Source organism: Streptomyces xiaopingdaonensis (assembly GCF_000262345.1).
Lineage (GTDB): Bacteria > Actinomycetota > Actinomycetes > Streptomycetales > Streptomycetaceae > Streptomyces > Streptomyces xiaopingdaonensis.
The window spans coordinates 1-17,256 of sequence record NZ_AJTQ01000353.1 but is presented as its reverse complement, the minus strand read 5'-3'; the positions used below and the strand labels follow the sequence as shown (position 1 = coordinate 17,256).

Below are 17,256 nucleotides of genomic sequence, written 5' to 3'. Positions count from 1 at the left end.
GGACCGGGGGCTCGCGGACCGGGGGCTCGCGGACCGGGGGCTCGCGGGCTGCGCACTCGCGGCCTGAGCGGTAGCGGCCTCGGCGGTGGCGGCCAGGCCCTCGGCCGAGAGGTCGAGCGCGCAGACCTGCGCTCCCTCGGCCACGAGGCGCAGCGCCGTGGCCCGGCCGATGCCCGACCCGCCGCCGGTCAACAGGACTCTGGTGCCGTCGAATCGCTCCACTGCCCGCCTCCACGCCTACGCTTCCACCGGGCGCCGACGGTAGGCGGGGCGACGGGCTGCGGCCGGGCGGTTCCCGGTCAGCGGGACGGGCGGGGCCTGCACGGGCTTCCGACAGGTAGGAACGAACGTCGAGAGGCCAGGAGGTGCTGTGAAACTCGGGATCACCACACCCGTCGTCGTACGGCTGCCCGGAGCCCACGGGGAGTGGGAGCGGGAGGCCGGGCCCGGGGTGCTCGCCCGGGTCGCCGAGGCCGCCGACCGGCTCGGATACCACCACCTCACGTGCAGTGAGCACGTTGCGGTCCCCGAGGAGATCGCCGAGGTGCGCGGCGGCACCTACTGGGACCCGGGCCCCACTCTCGGCTATCTCGCCGCGCACACGCGGCGTATCCGTCTCGCGACACAGGTGCTGGTCCTCGGCTACCACCACCCGCTCCAGCTCGCCAAGGAGTACGGAACACTCGATGCGCTCAGCGGCGGACGGGTGGTGCTGGGGCTGGGTGTCGGCTCGCTCCGCGAGGAGTTCGCGCTTCTCGGCGCCGAGTTCGAGGGCCGCGGCGCCAGGGCCGACGAGGCGCTGCGCGCCCTTCGCGCGGCTCTCGGACGCCGGGTGCCGGAGTTCCGCGGGGAGACGTACCGGTTCGAGGGGATGGTCGTCGAACCGCACGCCGTGCAGCGGCGGGTGCCGTTCTGGATCGGCGGTCGGACGCGACGCTCGCTGCGGCGCGCCGTCGAACTCGGGGACGGCTGGGTGCCGTTCGGTCTGCCGCTGGAGCGGATCGCCGAACTGCTCGCGGACGCAGGCACACCCGCGGGGTTCGAGGTGGTGCTCGGCCCTTCCGCCTCGATCGACCCGCTCGGTGACCCAGGCGGCTGCGCCCGGGCGCTGCAGCGCACGCGCGCCGCCGGCGCGACCGTCGCCGGCGTGCGCATCCGGGCTGCCTCCGCCGAGCACTACGTGGAGCAGTTGGAGGCACTGCGCGAGCAGGCGCAGGACGCCGGCTGCGAGTTCGAGGGAACGGCCGAGGACGGCACCCGTGCGGGATAGGGCATGCCGCGGCGCCGGCCGGGCGACGCCTTCGCCTGGCACGCGGCGACGGACACGGGCTCGGCACAGGCGCCCGCCCAGGACGGCGGAGTACTGCGAGGAGGCAGCGGGATGAGCGACGAACAGGGCGCAAGAATCTCCGACTTGGAGGAGCGGCTCGCTCGCCTGGAGGACGAGCGGGCAGTGACTCGGCTGATCACTGCCTACGGTCCGCTCGTCGACGCGGGGTGCGCCGATGCCGTTGCCGCGCTCTGGGCACCCGACGGTGTCTATGACGTCGACGAGATCCGCATGGAAGGGCGCGAGCAGATCGCCGCGATGGTGCGCAGCGGCAGGCACCCACGGTGGATCGCAGACGGCTGTGCGCACGTCGTCGGACCGCCGCACGTCACAGTGGAGGGCGACGAGGCGGTGGCCGTCGGCCACTCGCTGATGGTCGTCCACGGGGCGGAAGGGCACCGGCTCCGCCGTGCCACCGCCAATCACTGGCGCCTACAGAGGGGTTCGGCGGGATGGCAGGTGACCTCGCGCACCAGCCGGGTTCTCGACGGACGGACGGAGTCCCCTGCCCTGCTCGCCGAGGGAATGGGAGAGCCGCGGTGAAGGCGCCCCTCGCCGGACGGGTTGCGCTGGTGACGGGGGCCGGGGACGGCGTCGGGCGCGGGGTCGCCATGCGTCTCGCCGCGGACGGCGTGAAGGTGGTCGTCGCGGAGATCGACGAGTCGAGCGGGCGCAGTGCGGCACGGGAGATCAAGGAACGCTTCGGCGGCCGGGCGCGGTTCGTACGGACCGACGTCTCGGACCGCGGCGAAGTGGAGGCCGCGGTCGCGGCGGCGCTCGACGCATGGGGGCGTCTGGACATCCTCGTCAACAACGCGTGGGGCTCGGCCGACGTGGGAGGGGTGGAGGAGAAGACCGACGGCCAGCTCTCGCGGGCTTTCGACGTCGGCTTCCACGGGCCGCTGTGGGCGATGCAGGCCGCCTTTCCCTCGATGCGGGCGCGGGGCTGGGGGCGCGTGGTCAACATGTGCTCGCTCAGCGGAATCGACGCACACAGGGGGACGTTGGAGTACAACGCCGCCAAGGAAGCCCTCCGGACCTTGACCCGTACGGCGGCGCGCGAGTGGGCAGCGACCGGGGTGGTGGTCAACGCCGTCTGCCCGGCGGCACACAGCGCCGCCTTTCGGCGGGCAGCCTCGGTGCGGCCGCATACGGCGAGGGAAGCGGAAGCGGCCAACCCCATGGGGCGGCTCGGTGATCCGGAAGACGACGTCGCCCCCGTGGTGGCCTTCCTCGCGGGCGAGGGCTGCCGCTACCTGACCGGCAACACGCTCTTCGTGGACGGTGGCGCGCACATCAACGGCGTCGCCTGGGGACCGGAGCCCGAGGGGGCCGATTGAGCGCCGCACGTCCCGCAGACAGCACCCATCCGACGAACGCCCGCAGCAGGGCGGAAAGCAGGCCGCATGAGTGTCCTCAGCCAGTTCCGACTCGACGGCCGTGTCGCGCTCGTCTCCGGCGCGGGGCGCGGTATCGGTGCTGCGAGCGCCCTCGCGCTCGCCGAGGCCGGTGCGGATGTCGCCGTCCTCGCACGGACGCGGACACAGATCGATGAAGTGGCCGACCGCATCCGGGCGTTGGGACGCAAAGCGCTGGCCCTGCGCGCCGATGCCGGGAACCCGGACGAGACACGGCAGGCGGTCGAGGCGACGGTGGGAGCGCTCGGGCGACTCGACGTCGTCGTGGGGGTCACGGGCGGCACCGGACCCGGGCAGTTCCTCAAGACGGACGACTCCGCGCTCCGGAACGCCTACGACCGGAACGTCGTCGACGGCCTGCGGTTGCTGCGGGAGGCCGTCGTGCATCTCGCCGCCTCCGATGCCGCCTCCGTCGTGATGGTCTCGAGCGCCATCGGGCATCTCGTCGGCCGGGGGTACGTGGCCTACGGGGCGGCGAAGTCCGCGCTCGACCACGCCGTCCGCCTCCTCGCCGACGAGCTCAATCCGCGCATCCGGATCAACGCCGTCGCCCCCGGGGCGGTCCGAACCGAGGCGCTCGAAACTTTCGCCGCCACCGACCCGGCGATCCTCCGCACGCTGGAGGACTCCGCCCAACTGCGCCGCATCGGAAGCCCCGAGGAGATCGCCGCTGCGGTGCTCTACCTCGCCTCCCCTGCCGGCGCCTACATGACGGGGCAGGTTCTGGCGGTGGACGGAGGGCTGCTCGCCTCGAACATGCCCATGCCCTACCCGGATCTGTGAGGAGAACCGGAGCAGCCGTCGGAGCAAGCACGCTGCGAGCCGCCCTGCACACGTCCTGCCGGGAGACGGCAGGCGCCGCCTGCCGCGTGCCCCTGACCGCATGCCTTCCGAGGACCGTTCGATCCGGCCTCCCTCCGTCTGCGGACAACCCCTGAGCCGTGCGCACTGTGCGCTCATCCGCCTCACCTCCGAGGCACACTGTGCCCGTTCGGGAGGCGAATCGCTGATCTTGCTTGTTTCCTGTGGAATACCAGGCGGTTGTGGATAACTCCACCACCCGCATGAATGAACTCTGCGGCAACGCACTTGCCTCACCAGGGACTTTGCGAAAACGCAGCCGAGATCCCTCTTGGCGATCCCAGAGACTGAACCCCGTCAGCCCGTTGCTCCCCGTCCGGCACGAGCCGCAGACGGTGCCCGCAGCACACGACCACGCAGACTCGGGAGGTCCACCGTGACCGAGGCATCCCCCACCAACGGCGCGAGCAGGCCGCGCCCTGCTCGGACTTGCGGCTGCCACCGGAGTGACGACACGGGCGAGGCGAACCGGCACGAGAGTTGGCGGACCGGTCCGGAGAGGAAGGCAACCACCGCGAGCTGCGGTTCGGCCGGACCCACACCGCTGTCCGCCCCGACGTCTGCCCTCGGGACGCGGCAACCCGGGGGCGGTTCATCCCACTCCGAGAACCAGCCCGCTCGTCGGCACCGCGGTCCCCGCCGTCACCAGGACGTGCTCGACGTGTTCCGGCTGGTTGCAGGAGGTTCCGCGCAGGAGCCGTACCGCTTCCGCGATGCCGTTGACCCCGTGCAGGTACGCCTCACCGACCTGACCGCCGTGGGTGTTGGTGGGCAACGAGCCGCCCACCTCCAAGTGGCCGTCGGCGATGAAGTCCTTGGCCTCGCCGCGTGCGCAGAAGCCGAGCTCCTCCAACTGCGGCAGGACGAGCGGGGTGAAGTGGTCGTAGAGGACGGCGGCGTCGACATCACGCGGAAGCAGTCCGCTCTGTGCGTACAACTGGCGTGCCACGACGCCCATTTCGGGGAGCCCGGTGATGTCGGGCCGGTAGTAGCTCGTCATCATCTGCTGGTCGTCGCCGGAGCCCTGGGCCGCGGCGCGGATGACGGCCGGACGGTGCGGCAGGTCGCGGGCACGCTCGGACGAGACGACGACGAGAGCTTGGCCGCCGTCGGTCTCCTGGCAGCAGTCGAGGAGGTGGAGCGGCTCGGAGATCCAGCGGGACGCCTGGTGGTCGGCGAGAGTGATGGGGCGGCCGTGGAACCAGGCGGCGGGGTTGACCGCGGCGTGCTTGCGCGCGAGGACGGCGACCCGTCCGAAGTCCTCGCTGGTAGCGCCGTATTCGTGCATGTAGCGGCGGGCGAAGAGTGCGACCCACTGCGCCGGCGTGAGGAGCCCGAACGGCGTGAACCAGGAGTACTGGGCGCGGTCGGCCGTCGACGACATGGGGCGGTCCTGCATTCCCGCACCGAAGCGCTCGCCCGAGCGTTCGTTGAACGCCCGGTAGCAGACGACGACTTGGGCCGCCCCCGTGGCTACGGCCATGGCCGCCTGCTGCACGGTCGCGCAGGCGGCTCCGCCGCCGTAGCCGACTCGGGAGAAGAACGTCAGGTCCCCGATGCCGCAGGAGCGCGCCACCTGGATCTCCGGGTTCCCCTCCATGGTGTACGTGACGAGACCGTCGACCTCGGACGGCGCGATCCCGGCGTCGGCGAGGGCGGCGAGCACCGCCTCACAGGCGAGCCGGAGTTCGCTGCGCCCGGAGTTCTTGGAGAACTCGGTGGCTCCGATCCCTGTGATCGCGGCAGCGCCGTCGAGCGGATGCGTCACGGGTTCTCCTTACGAGCGGCCGAGAGCTGCGGGAACGCCGCGGCGTCCGGGAGGTGCAGGGTCACGGTGCCTGTTGCGTGGTCGCCGAGGCTGTTGGAGCCGCGGACGCGGACGTCGACGAGGTTGCCGGGCCTGGTTTCGGCGACCACGCCGGTGAGGGTCATGGTGTCGCCCGGGTGGTTGGGCACGCCCAACCGGATGCGGACGGCGCGGAGTCGGGCGTGCGGGCCCGCCCAGTCGATGACGTAGCGGCCGACGAGTCCGTTGGTGGTGAGGATGTTCATGAAGACGTCGCGGGAGCCGCGCTCCCTCGCCAGGTCGGGGTCGTGGTGGACGTCCTGGTAGTCGCGGGAGGCGAGGGCCGTGGCGACGATGAGTGTGCGAGTGAGGGGGATCTCCAGTGAAGGAAGCTTGTCGCCCGTGGAAACGTCGGCGTAGGCGAGGGACGGGAGTTCGGCGGGTGTGCTCATCGGGCGGCCTCCGTCCGAGGTGGTTCCGGCGCCGGCGGCGTCGCCGCCTCGCCGGTGCCGGCGGCGAGGAGTGCGCCGAGGCGGTCGAGGTCGGCTGCGGGGCTGCCGAGAGTGCCGGCGAGCTGCTTGCCCCACAGAAGATTGCGGTGGACGGGGTACTCGATGTCGACGCCGAGGCCGCCGTGGAGGTGGACGACCCGATGGACGACGCGCTGCCCCGCGTCGTCGGCCCACCACTTGGCGACCTCGACGGCGGTGCCGACCTCTCCCCCGGTGTCGAGGAGCCAGGCGGCCTGCCACAGCGTGACGCGCATGGCCTCCAGGTCGATGTAGCAGTCGGCGACTTGGTGCGCGACAGCCTGGAAAGCGCCGAGCGGCCGACCGAACTGCTCGCGTACGGCGAGGTGGCGGACGGCCTGCGCCAACGCCGCTTCGGCGACCCCCGCTTGGAGGGCAGCGAGGGCGGTGCGGGCGCGGTCGAGGAGATGCGGCAGGGCCGCCGGGCCCCCGAGCGGCACGGCGGGCGCCTCGTCGAGGGTGAGGTGTCCTGCGAGGTGGTGGTCGGTGGTCTCGGCGGGCTCGGTCGTGCAGCCGTCGCACTGCGGGTCCACGAGATAGAGCCCGGCTCGTCCGTCGGCGGCGTCCGTCGCGGAGACGACGACGGAGGCCGCTCCCGCGAGGCCGGGGACGGCCGCCTTGACACCCGTCAACGTCGTGCCGGCGTCGGCATGCCGGGCGCGTGTCGCCGGGCTTTCGGCGACCGCGGGCCCGAACTCCTCCAGGGCGAGGGCGAGTCGGGACGATCCGTCGGCGGCGCCCGGCAGGTGCGCGTCCCGCTGTGCGGGCGAGCCGTGTGCGGAGAGGGCGAGTGCGGCGAGGAGCGCGGACCACAGCGGTACGGGCGCCGTGGCGCGGCCCTGCTCGCGAAAGAGAGCGCAGAGTTCGAGGAGACCGAGTCCGGCGCCGCCGTGCTCCTCGGGCAGCGGAAGCGCGAGGAGTCCCGTCGCCGCGAGTTCGCGCCAGAGCGCGCCGTCGGTCCGGTCGGCGGCCCCGCCCACGGGACCCTGGCCGCCCGCACCGCCCTGCCCGCCCACAGGACCCTGCCCGCCCGCACTGCCCTGCTCGGCAGCAAGGCCCTGCTCGACGGCACGGACCCGCTCGGGCGTCGCGCGGTCGGTGAAGACCTGGGCGGCGAGGGCCCGTACGGCTGCCTGCTCCTCGGTGAGGTCGAAGTCCATTCAGCTGCTCCCCGCTCGGGCCGGCCGGAAGGCCGGGATCGTCAACTCGGCGTCCGCGTCGATCCACTGGAGTTCGACGTCCATCCCGATGCGCACCTCGCCCGGTGCCGTGCCGACGAGCTCGGCGATGAGCCTGGTGCCCTCGGCGAGCTCGACAACCGCGACGGTGAGCGGGTAGTCGAACGCCGGCACCTGCGGATGATGGACGACGGTGTAGGTGTGGACGACGGCCGCGCCGCTCGCTTCGACGGTGTCCCACTCGAAGGAGGCACAGTCGCCGCAGGCCGGCCCCGGCGGATGGCGCAACGTGCCGCAGTCGGCGCAGCGTTGGACGAGAAGCCGGTGCTTCCTGCACGCCTCGAACCAGAACGCGTTGTCCTGGTTGAGCGCCGGCCGCGGACGCCGGGCGCGGGGCGCCGCCGGCGGCCGGTAGCGCAGGGTGCGCCAGCGCTGGATGCCTACGGTCTCTCCCGCCGCGTCGCGGTAGGTCCGGCGGCTGGTGACGAAGTGCCCCTCCCCGAGGGAGGTGCTCTTGCGCGGCGAGACCTCCTCGACGACCTCGGTGACGGATATGCGGTCGCCGAGCCGCAGTTCCCGCATGTACTCCTGTTCGCTGTCGGTGGCGACGACGGAGGTGAACCCGCCCTCGTCAAGCAGCGCGGTCAACTCGGCCGCGGCCGGGGCGGGGCGGGCGCCGTCCCGGTGGGCCGCGTAGCCCCGCATCGTCCACGCCTGGAGCATCGTCGGCGGCGCCACGACGCCCTCGCGCCCGGTGGCCCGCGCCGCGTCGGCGTCGAGGTGGACGGGGTTGGCGTCGCCCATCGCCTCCGCCCAGTGCCGGATCATCGGGAGGTTCACCTCGTCCTGCGCCGGGGTTGCGGGCACCAGCTCCCGTCCGACGAGGGCTTGCAGGCGCTGGGTGAGGTCCGGTGTCATGCCGCCCTCCTCGCACGCGGGAGCCCGGCGCCTGTGGCGACCATGTCGCGGAGGACCTCGTTGACGCCGCCGCCGAAGGTGTTGACGACGCCCTGCCGGGAGAGCTGCTCCAGCTGCCCGGAGAGCGCGGCTCCCGGGGAGCCGGGACGGATACGGCCGGCGGCGCCGAGTACGCCGAGGAGGGTGCGGTAGACCTCCAGGTGCGTCTCGGTGCCGTAGACCTTGGCAGCGCCGGCGTCGGCCCCGGTGAGCGTGGCGTCGTTGACCGCGGCCGCCATCTTCCAGTTGAGGAGCCGCATCGCTTCGAGTCGGGCATGGCTCCGCGCGAACTCCTGCCTCACCCAGGGGAGTTCGAGAGCCCCGGTGGCGCGTGCGTGGTCGAGCGCCTGCTGCCAGAGGCCGAGGGTGCGCCCGCCCAGCGCCGCGAGACCGATCCGCTCGTGGTTGAGCTGGTCGGTGATGAGCCGCCAGCCGCCGTGCTCCTCGCCGACGAGCCCGTCCGCCGGCACCCGGACGCCGCTGTAGTGGGTGGCGGTGACCGACAGGCCGCCGACGGTCTCGATCGGCGTCCAGGAGAAGCCGGGGTCTCCAGTGTCGACGATGAGCAGCGAGATGCCCTTGTGCTTGGGCGCCTCGGGGTCGGTGCGGCAGGCGAGCCAGATGTGGTCCGCGGTGTTGGCGCCCGAGGTGAAGATCTTGCTGCCGTCGACGACCCATCCCTCACCGTCCCGCACGGCGCGGGTGCGCAGGGATGCGAGATCGGTGCCCGCGTCGGGCTCGGTGTAGCCGATGGCGAAGACGCGTTCGCCGGAGAGGATGCCGGGCAGGTAGCGGCGCCGCTGCGCGGGGGTGCCGTGCTTCATCAGCGTGGGGCCCACGGTGTTGACGGTGACGAAGGGGAACGGGACACCGGCGCGCTGCACCTCGTCGAAGAAGACGAACTGGTCCTCGGCCGACCGCCCTTGGCCCCCGTACTCGACAGGCCAGCCGAGGCCGAGCCAGCCGTCCGAACCGAGCCGGCGCACGATCTCACGGAACCGCCCCCCGCCGACGCCCTCCTCCGCGGCCCGGCGTCGCTCCTCCGGCGGCAGGAGCTGTGCGAAGTACCCCCGCAGCTCCTCCCGAAGCCGGAGCTGCTCCGGTGTTTCGCGCAGCTGCATGCTGCTCCTCCTCGCATCTGGTGTGTTCCTCCACGGACGGGCGGGCGCCTCTCATCCCGGCCCCGGGAGGAAGCGCTGCCGTCCGTGGCGGCTGAACTCCTCGCGCAGCGCGGCGCGTCGGACCGCGTCGAGCGGGCGGTACGCAGGGCTGCCACGTCCCTGCCGTTCGTAGACCGGGTCCTCGCAGAGCCACGCCTCCGCCTTGAGCGCGGGTTTGCGCACCTTGTTGGAGCCGGTCGCCGGGAGCCGGCGGGAGACGCGGACCAGGTGCGGCGCCTGCTTGGTGCCGAGGTCCTGCTGCTCCGCGAGGAAGGCGGCGAACTCCGCCTGGTCGAACCCGGCGCCCTCGCGGAGTTCGAGCGCTGCCATCACCCTGTCCCCCGAACGGGGGTCGGGTACGGCGTAGACGCCTGCGGCGACGACGTCGGGGTGGCGGCGGAGCACCTGCTCGATGCGGAGCGCCGAGGTGTTCTCACCGTCGACGCGTATCCAGTCCCCCGCGCGTCCGGCGAAGTAGAGGAAGCCCGCCGCGTCGACGTAGCCGAGGTCGCCCGTCCAGTACCAGCCGTGCCGCACGCGCTCGGCGTCGGCGGCCTCGTTGCGGTAGTAGCCCTCGAAAGCGTCGGCGCCGTCCTTGACGACGATCTCGCCGACCGCCTCCTCCGCGTTGCGCACCCTGCCGTGCTCGTCGAGGCGGGCAGCGGGACAGGTCGCCAACGTCTCGGGGTCGACGACCTGCACCGCTGGCCGCGCCGGCCTGCCGAGGGCGCCGGGAGGCGCCGCGGGGTCCTGGCGGACGGCGCCGCTGCCCTCGCTGGAGCCGTAGACCTCGATCAGCCGGCAGCCGAAACGGCGGGCGAAGCCGGCCTTGTCCTCGGGCGACGCCTCGGTGCCGAAGCCGTGGGTGAGGGTGTTCTCGGCGTCGTCCGGACGCTCCTCGGTCGCCATGACGTAGCCGAGCGCCTTGCCGACGTAGGTGAAGTAGGTGGCGCCGAACCGCCGTACGTCGGGCAGGAATCCGGAGGCGGAGAACCTCGGGGTGAGCGCGATCTCCGCGCCCGAGGCGAGCGACGGGGCCCAGAGTCCCATCAGCGCGTTGCCGTGGAAGAGCGGCATGCAGCAGTAGCTGACGTCGTCCCTGCCGATCGCGTACTTCGCGGCGTTGGCGTGCCCGAGCGCCGCGAGCCGCCCCTGCGAGCACCGCGCCGCCTTGGCCGTGCCCGTGGTGCCCGAGGTGAGGAGGAGCAGCAACTGCGTGCGCGGGGTGACCGCCGCCTCGGCGGCCGGAGGCGAGGTGTGCCGGGCGAGCAGACGGTGGTGGTCCGGGTCGTCGACGAGGAGGAACCGCTCGCGCTCCACGCCGACGTCGAGGCCGTCGAGGAGCGCCAGACCGGCTCGGTCGGTGACGATCAACTGGCAGTCGGTGTGCCGGACTTCGGCGGCGAGTTCGGCGCCCCGCCGGGTCGGGTTGATCCCGACCACGGTCGCGCCGGCGAGGGCCGCACCACCGAGCCAGAAAAGGAACTCGGGTACGTTCTCCAGCAGTACGCCCACGTGGAAAGGGCGCCCCTCGACGTGCAGTGCGCGCGCCAGCGCACCACGTGCCGCGCTGTGCCGGACCGTCTCGTCCCAGGTGTACGACCTCTCCGTGGTGCGGACGCCCGGGTGCCCGTCGCCGAGCCGCGCGAGCAGCAGTCCTGCGATGGTGTCGGTGGCCACGTGCTCCTCCTGCGTTCAGACGGTGGTGCGCCCCTGGCGCCACGCCTCGCCCCGCGGCCCGACCGGATCGACGAGGACGCAGTGGGTGCCCGTGTAGTTGGTCGGCATGCACTTGTTGCAGTGGATGCAGAGGGAGCGGGCGCGCTCGTCGTCGGCGATCCGGTGGACGAGGTCGGGCTCCCGCAGCAGCGCCCGTCCCATGGCGACGAACTCGAACCCCTCCGCCATCGCCGTGTCCATCACCTCCTTCGAGGTGACGCCGCCGAGGAGGATCATCGGCAGCTTGACGGCGGCGCGGATCTGCCGCGCGTCGTCGAGGAGGTAGGCGTCCTTGTAGGGGTAGGCGCGGAGGATGCGCTTGCCGAGGAGCTTCACACCGAGCTTGATCGGCTGGGGCATGACGGCGGCGAAGTCGTCCAGCGGTGCGTCGCCCTTGAAGAGGTACATCGGGTTGCCGAGGGAACTGCCCGACGTCATCTCCAGCGCGTCGACCGAGCCGTCCTCCTCGAGCCACTCGGCCACCCGGATCGCCTCGTCGAGCCAGAAGCCGCCGGGGACGCCGTCGTCCATGTTGAGCTTGGCGATGATCGCGATGCGGTCGCCCACCGCGTCCCGCACGGCACGTGCCGTCTCCCTGGCGAGTCGGGCGCGGTTCTCCAGGCTGCCTCCGTAGGAGTCGCCGCGGTGGTTGAGCTTGGGGCTGAGGAAGGAGCTGGCGAGGTAGTTGTGGCCGAGGTGCACCTCGACCGCGTCGAAGCCGACCTCGACGGCCATCCTCGCCGCGTCTCCGTGCGCGCGGACGACCCGCCGGATGTCCGAGAGCGTCGCGGCTCTGGTGACGCTCAACGTCGTCTTGTGGAAGATCCGGCCGGGACCGAGGCCCGGCGCCTTGTTGCCCTTCGGGTCGGCGACGGGGCCCGCGTGGCCCAACTGGGCCGAGATCGCGGCGCCTTCGGCGTGCACCGCGTCGGTGAGCTTGCGCAGCCCCGCGGCGGCCTCGGGGCGCCAGAGGATCTGGTGGCGGTCGGTGCGGCCGTCCGGGGCGACGGCGCAGTAGGCGACCGTGGTCATGCCGACGCCGCCGGCCGCGGGGCGGCGGTGGAAGTCGATGAGCTCCTCGGTGACGAGCCCGTGGCGGCTGAGCCCCTCGTAGGTCGCCGCCTTGATGGTGCGGTTGCGCAGTTCGAGGGGGCCGAGGCGAGCGGGTGCCAGCGGGTCGGGCGCTGCGGTGGGTTGCGTGGGGCGGGGGTTCACGAGGGCCTCCTCGGTGGGGCGTGGTCGTCACCGCGGCGACGCGTCGGCCGTCGCAGGGTGCGTGGTGCGGACGCTAGCGACGGCCAGGACCGGGCGGCCCCGGCCGTCCCGCTCACCGGGAGACGGCACGGGCTGCCGCAACACGGCGTGAGACGTTCCCTCCCCGCAGACCGCCGAGAGGGGACCGCCATGCGCCGGTACGCTGACCCCGCCGCCGCCCTCACCGAACTCACCGCTCCCGGCGCGGAGTTCGAGATCCACGACGAATCGGTGCGGGGCGCGACGATGCCCGTCTTCCGCCACCGCCACCGCTCGCTGCGTGACCTCCTCGCCGCCTCGGCGGCCCGCGGCGAGGCGGAGTACCTGGTGACGGCGGACCGGCGCCTCACGTTCGCGCAACACGCGGCGCAAGCGGCCTCGTTGGCCCGCGCGCTCCGCGACGGGTACGGCGTCGGCAAGGGCGACCGGGTCGCGGTGCTGGCGGCGAACTGCCCCGAGTGGGTGGTGGCGTTCTGGGCGGCGCAGGCACTCGGTGCGGTCGTCGTGGCGTTCAACTCCTGGTGGTCGCCGCGCGAGGTGGCGTACGCGCTGGGGCACAGCACCCCCTCGGTCGTCGTCGCGGACGCCGCGCGCGCTCAGCTCCTCGACGGGTGCCGGGTGCCCGTGCTCACCGTCGAGGAGGACCTGCCGCGCCTCGTCGGTGACGCGGACGCGCCGCTCCCGCAGCCGCGTGGCAACGAGGACGACCCAGCGGTGATCGTCTACACCAGCGGGACGACGGGCCGTCCCAAGGGCGCGGTGCACTCGCACCGCAACCTGCTCGCCGTCGTCGAGTACCTGCGGCTCAGCGACGCCGTGGCCGCGGCGGCCGGCGCCGCGGGCCCGCACCGCTACCTCCTCACCTCGCCGCTCTTCCACATCGCTTCGCTCCACAACCTCGCCGTGCCGCGCCTCGCCACGGGCTCCACTGTCGTGATGCACCAGGGCGCCTTCGACGCGGCGCGCGTGCTGCGCCTCATCGAGTCCGAACGGGTGACCCACTGGGGCGCGGTCCCGACGATGGCGCAGCGCCTCCTCGACGCACCCGACCTCGACCGGTACGACCTCTCCTCGCTGACGGCGGTGGCCCTGGCCTCCGCGCCCTCCTCCGACGCGCTCAAACGCCGCCTGCGGCAGGCACTTCCGGCGGCGGCGCACGCGCTCGTCGACAGCTACGGGTTGACGGAGACGAGCACCTCGGTCGCCGTGGCCGCGGGCGAGGTGCTGCGACGCAACCCCGGCAGCGTCGGGTACCCGACGGTCACCGTCGCGGTGGAGATCCGCGGTCCGCTCTCGGAGGCGCTGCCGGAGGGCGAGGACGGCGAGATCCACGTCCGCAGCCCTTTCAACATGCTCGGGTACTGGCAGGACGAGGAGGCGACCGAGTCCGTTCTCGACGGGGACGGTTGGCTGCGCACCGGCGACATCGGCAGGCTGGAGCGGGGGATGCTGTGGCTAGCGGCGCGCCGGTCCGATCTCATCCTGCGCGGCGGGGAGAACGTCTATCCGGCCGAGGTGGAGTACTGCCTGGAGGAGCACCCGGGTGTCGCCGAGTGCGCGGTGCTCGGCTCACCGCACGAGGACCTGGGCGAGGAGGTGGCCGCCGTCGTGGTGGTCAGGGCCGAACACGGGCCGACGCAGGCCGAGTTGCACGCCTTCGCCCGCGAACGCCTCGCCTACTTCAAGGTGCCGAGCAGGTGGCGCCTCACCCGGGAGCCGCTACCGCGCAACGCGACGGGCAAGGTGCTGCGACGGGATCTGTGCTGGTGAGGGCAGGGGCGGGCGGGCTGGGCGCCCCGAGTGCGCCCGCGTGGCGGGGCGCCCAGTATGTGACCTCCGCCGGTGCGTACCGAGTTACGGCCCGCGGGGAAGGACGGCGCCCCGTCGCCGGCGAGTTCGGAGGCTCCCCACGCTACGTCGAGCGGCCCGCTGCCCGCCCTTGATCGCCTCCGTCGACTGATCCGACCTCCCACCGGACGCGCCCACCTCCCCGCTGCCCAAGGACGGGCACCCGCGCCTCTTCGGCACCCTGGACGGGCCCTCGTTCAGCGACGGGGCCGAGGACGCCCGGGGCCGCGAGGGCGGGCCGCTCCTTCCTCGACGCGCCCTCCACGCCCGCGGCGACCGGAACCCGGCCACGCAAGGCGAGGACGTGAGCGAGTCGCACGAGAACCGCCCGCGGTTTTCACCTCGCTTTCCTCCAGTGAGTCGTCTCGCCCGGCGACGTCTCCCAACAGCGGCTGCGCTCCCGAACACCGGAGACCCGCCGCGCTCGTACGACCCCCTGCCGGTGCGGTGTCGGCCCGCGGGCCCGGGCAAACGCGGCGACCAGCAGGGCTCGCGACCCTGACCCGTGCGGGACGGCTGCCTCCGGAGAACACCGAGCGGTGGGTGGAGCTGCTGGTGGACCGGCTCGCGACGGTCTGACGACCGTCCCGGCGCTCCGCACCGCCAACGAGGCGTCCACTCGCGGAAGTTGCGGTGCACATCGGTCACGGCCCGACACGCGCCCGCGGCTTCGGCAGTCTCTTGTCGACGAAGACTCCTTCGGCACGCACGCACACCCGGCCCCGCGCCGAAACGGTGCCCGACGTGCGGATGCGCCGCCCCTCGACCGCGACCTGGTGCGCCGCCACCTCCAACGGTTCGAAGAGCGGCGTCGGGCGCTGGTATCGGAGGGTGAGTTCGGCCGTCATGCCGGAGGTGCCCGCCCAGGCGTTGGCGGTGCCGAGGGTGTGGTCGAGGAGGAGGGCGGTCACTCCGCCGTGCACGTGGCCGGGTGGGCCCTGGTACGGGAGGTCGAGGACGGTGGTGCCGTCGACGGAGCCGTCTGCGCGGCCGTGCAGGCGCATCGGTGGGGCAAGGGGGTTCTCGGGGCCCGTGACGGGGTCGTGGCGCGGGGGCGTCGCCTGCCACATCTCGGCCATGCGGTCCTCGGTGGGCGGTGCGGTCGTCTCCAACTCGTCGGCCAGGGCGTGGAGTCGGGCCGCGACGTCGGCGAGCGCGGCGGTGGTGCCGCCGCCGCGCAGCAGCGCGCGCTGCACGCGGCGCAGTGCGCTTACCGCCTCGTCCGCCGGGCGTGCGCCCGGCTCGGCACTGAGCGCGACTCCGTCGGCTTCCCCCGTGGTGGTCTGCTGCATCTTCACTCCGCTCGTCTCGGCAAGGATCGGCGTCCGCGCATCCTGGCAGCGGTCAACGTACGCCGCACAGCCGGCCGTTCACTCCGCGAGGGCGAGGAAGGACCGGTCGAGGACGGGTGCGCACCCGCGTTCCGGGCAGTCGGCGGTGAGGCGCCACCCGGCGGTCTCGCGCCACACGCGGACGCGGAGGGTCTCGCCGGGCGTGAGCGTCCCGGCGAAGCGCGCGTCGAACCCTGCGACCGACGAGGGGTCGCCGCCGAGTAGTTCGTCGACGACCGCCCGGCAAGTGGTCCCGTACGTGGCGAGCCCGTGGAGGATCGGGCGCTCGAAGCCTGCGGCGGAGGCGGTGTCCGGGTCGGCGTGGAGCGGGTTGAGGTCGCCGTTGAGGCGGTAGAGGAGCGCCTGCCGCGGCGACGTCGGCACGGTGAGCACGTGGTCTGGCGCGCGGTCCGGCGCCGACGGACCTGCCGCGGGCCCGCGGTCGCCGCCGAATCCGCCCTCGCCGCGGGCCCACAGCTCCAGTTCGGCCGTCCACAGGTGCGTGTCGTCGTCCGCCGTGGCCCGTTGCTCGACGACGACGAGGGCGGCCTTCCCCTTGTCGTGGACGGCCTTGGTCCGCGAGGCGAGCCGGGCCGCTCCCGCAGCGGGTATCGGTGCGTGCAGCCGGAGCCGCTGGCCGGCGTGGAGGATGCGGCGCACGTCGACGTCGACGCCGGGGAGTTGGAGCCCCGGCGGTTGCGCCCCGCCCGCCGAGATCCCCCGGCCTGCGACGACGGCGAAGGTCGGCAGCGTCCGGAGCTGCTCCTCGTACGCCCACCGGAGTTGCGCGTGGTCGACGGGGTCGGCCGCCGCGCCGAGGCTGAGGTGGTAGAGGAGGACGTCGCGCTCCGTCCACGTGAGCCGGGTGGTGGCGGGTTCGGCGGCGAGGGCTGCGGTCACGTCGATGGGCACGGGTGGGCCTTTCTCAACCGGCGTCGGGTCGGCTGCGGATCGGGGCGGCGGGCTCCGGGTCTCGCGGGAGACCGAGGAGGCGTTCGCCGACGATGTTGAGCTGGACGTCCGTGGTGCCGCCGGCGATCGACATGCAGCGGGAGTTGAGGAACCACCACGTCGCGTCCCGCGGCTGCCGCGCGCCGCAGAGCGCGTCCGCGCCGCGCCACTCCACCGCTGTCTCCCACGCCTCCTGGAGGTGTTCGACGCCGATCAGTTTGGCGATGCTCGACTCCGCGCCCGGCTGCTCCCCGGCGAGCGAACGAAGTGTCGAACGCAGCCGCAGGAGTGCGCAGGAGTGCGCGGCGGCGAGGAGACGGCCGAGGGTCTCCGTGCGCGAGGGGTCGGAGTCCCGCTCGTCGCGCGCGAGTCGGAGGAGCGTCTCCTCCGCGGCGCCGAGCGAGGACCCGGACGAGAGCGAGACCCGCTCGTTGGCGAGGGTGGTGCGGGCGAGCCGCCAGCCGTCGCCCGCCTTCCCCACGAGGCAGTCGTCGGGGACGAAGACGCCGTCGAGGAAGACCTCGTTGAAGAGCGAGTCTCCGGTGATCTCTCGGAGGGGCCGTACGTCGAGGCCCGGGCTCGCCATGTCGAGCAGGAAGTAGGAGATCCCGGAGTGCTTCGGCGCCTCCGGTTCCGTGCGGGCGAGGCAGATGCCCCAGTCGGCCTCGCGCGCCATCGACGTCCACACCTTCTGGCCGGTCAACCGCCAGCCGCCCGGCACGCGTTCGGCCTTCGTCGTCAGCGAGGCGAGGTCGGACCCGGCGTCCGGCTCGCTGAAGAGCTGGCACCAGGTGACCTCGCCGCGGAGCGTGGGCGGCAGGAAGCGGTCCCGCTGCCCGTCGGTGCCGTGCGCGACGAGCGTGGGGACGACCCAGGCGCCGATGACGAGGTCGACGGGGCGCAGCCCCGCCGCCTGCAGCTCCTCCGCGATGA

Annotated in this window: 16 protein-coding genes and 1 pseudogene; 6 read left to right on the top strand and 11 right to left on the bottom strand. The window is 73.2% G+C overall.

Translation table 11 applies throughout. The features are described 5' to 3' along the window. On the bottom strand, positions 1-222 hold a 222-nt coding region (locus tag UWG_RS0126670; RefSeq protein WP_029391796.1), incomplete at its 3' end, for an SDR family NAD(P)-dependent oxidoreductase. A gap of 148 nt (positions 223-370) precedes the next feature. On the opposite strand from UWG_RS0126670, the gene UWG_RS0126665 reads away from it, so the two are divergent. From UWG_RS0126665 to UWG_RS0126650, 4 genes are all read left to right on the top strand, one after another. Further along, positions 371-1,270, top strand: a complete 900-nt coding sequence (locus UWG_RS0126665) for an LLM class F420-dependent oxidoreductase (RefSeq protein ID WP_016910249.1) — start codon at positions 371-373, stop codon at positions 1,268-1,270. Between the two features lie 111 nt (positions 1,271-1,381). Further along, entirely contained in the window at positions 1,382-1,873 is a 492-nt protein-coding gene (locus tag UWG_RS0126660) for a nuclear transport factor 2 family protein (protein WP_029391795.1), read from the top strand. Next, on the top strand, positions 1,870-2,670 hold the full coding sequence (locus UWG_RS0126655; RefSeq protein ID WP_016910247.1) for an SDR family NAD(P)-dependent oxidoreductase: 801 nt from the start codon (positions 1,870-1,872) through the stop codon (positions 2,668-2,670). The genes UWG_RS0126660 and UWG_RS0126655 overlap by 4 nt, the downstream gene beginning before the upstream one ends. A 66-nt stretch (positions 2,671-2,736) precedes the next feature. Continuing rightward, on the top strand, positions 2,737-3,531 hold the full coding sequence (locus UWG_RS0126650; RefSeq protein ID WP_016910246.1) for an SDR family oxidoreductase: 795 nt from the start codon (positions 2,737-2,739) through the stop codon (positions 3,529-3,531). Between the two features lie 670 nt (positions 3,532-4,201). Here UWG_RS0126650 and UWG_RS0126645 read toward each other — a convergent pair. The 7 genes from UWG_RS0126645 to UWG_RS0126615 are packed head-to-tail and all read right to left on the bottom strand — an operon-like array spanning position 4,202 to position 12,154. Continuing rightward, positions 4,202-5,377 (bottom strand): lipid-transfer protein, encoded by a 1,176-nt coding sequence (locus UWG_RS0126645; protein ID WP_016910245.1) that lies wholly within the window; start codon positions 5,375-5,377, stop codon positions 4,202-4,204. Then, positions 5,374-5,847: a MaoC family dehydratase gene (locus UWG_RS0126640; RefSeq protein ID WP_016910244.1), complete on the bottom strand. Its 474-nt coding sequence runs from the start codon at positions 5,845-5,847 to the stop codon at positions 5,374-5,376. Before UWG_RS0126640 ends, UWG_RS0126645 begins: the two co-directional genes overlap by 4 nt. Beyond that, the gene (locus tag UWG_RS0126635; RefSeq protein ID WP_016910243.1) at positions 5,844-7,085 is read right to left on the bottom strand and encodes an acyl-CoA dehydrogenase family protein; all 1,242 of its coding nucleotides are present in this window, start codon (positions 7,083-7,085) and stop codon (positions 5,844-5,846) included. The genes UWG_RS0126640 and UWG_RS0126635 overlap by 4 nt, the downstream gene beginning before the upstream one ends. Then, positions 7,086-8,021 carry a bifunctional MaoC family dehydratase N-terminal/OB-fold nucleic acid binding domain-containing protein gene (locus UWG_RS0126630; RefSeq protein WP_016910242.1) on the bottom strand — a complete coding sequence of 312 codons (936 nt, stop codon included), beginning with the start codon at positions 8,019-8,021 and terminating at the stop codon, positions 7,086-7,088. It abuts the gene before it with no gap. Further along, positions 8,018-9,181: an acyl-CoA dehydrogenase family protein gene (locus UWG_RS0126625; protein WP_016910241.1), complete on the bottom strand. Its 1,164-nt coding sequence runs from the start codon at positions 9,179-9,181 to the stop codon at positions 8,018-8,020. The genes UWG_RS0126630 and UWG_RS0126625 overlap by 4 nt, the downstream gene beginning before the upstream one ends. A 51-nt stretch (positions 9,182-9,232) precedes the next feature. Beyond that, entirely contained in the window at positions 9,233-10,900 is a 1,668-nt protein-coding gene (gene casI, locus UWG_RS0126620) for a steroid-22-oyl-CoA synthetase (protein ID WP_016910240.1), read from the bottom strand. 15 nt (positions 10,901-10,915) lie between these two features. After that, on the bottom strand, positions 10,916-12,154 hold the full coding sequence (locus UWG_RS0126615; RefSeq protein ID WP_016910239.1) for an NADH:flavin oxidoreductase: 1,239 nt from the start codon (positions 12,152-12,154) through the stop codon (positions 10,916-10,918). Between the two features lie 189 nt (positions 12,155-12,343). Here UWG_RS0126615 and casG point away from each other — a divergent pair, with 189 nt between their 5' ends. After that, positions 12,344-13,963, top strand: coding sequence for a steroid-24-oyl-CoA synthetase (gene casG / locus UWG_RS0126610; protein WP_016910238.1), 1,620 nt, complete (start codon positions 12,344-12,346; stop codon positions 13,961-13,963). Between the two features lie 564 nt (positions 13,964-14,527). Continuing rightward, positions 14,528-14,620 (top strand): annotated as a pseudogene (locus UWG_RS34160) (TetR-like C-terminal domain-containing protein); the annotation flags it as partial. Positions 14,621-14,685: 65 nt separating this feature from the next. Here the strand turns inward: UWG_RS34160 and UWG_RS0126605 are convergent. The 3 genes from UWG_RS0126605 to UWG_RS31180 form a co-directional block, all read right to left on the bottom strand. Beyond that, positions 14,686-15,333 (bottom strand): PaaI family thioesterase, encoded by a 648-nt coding sequence (locus UWG_RS0126605; protein ID WP_033196396.1) that lies wholly within the window; start codon positions 15,331-15,333, stop codon positions 14,686-14,688. A 78-nt stretch (positions 15,334-15,411) separates the two neighbouring features. Continuing rightward, positions 15,412-16,284, bottom strand: a complete 873-nt coding sequence (locus UWG_RS0126600; protein WP_016910236.1) for a MaoC/PaaZ C-terminal domain-containing protein — start codon at positions 16,282-16,284, stop codon at positions 15,412-15,414. A 13-nt stretch (positions 16,285-16,297) separates the two neighbouring features. Further along, the coding region (locus tag UWG_RS31180; RefSeq protein ID WP_016910235.1) for an acyl-CoA dehydrogenase family protein at positions 16,298-17,256 on the bottom strand (959 nt) is incomplete at its 5' end.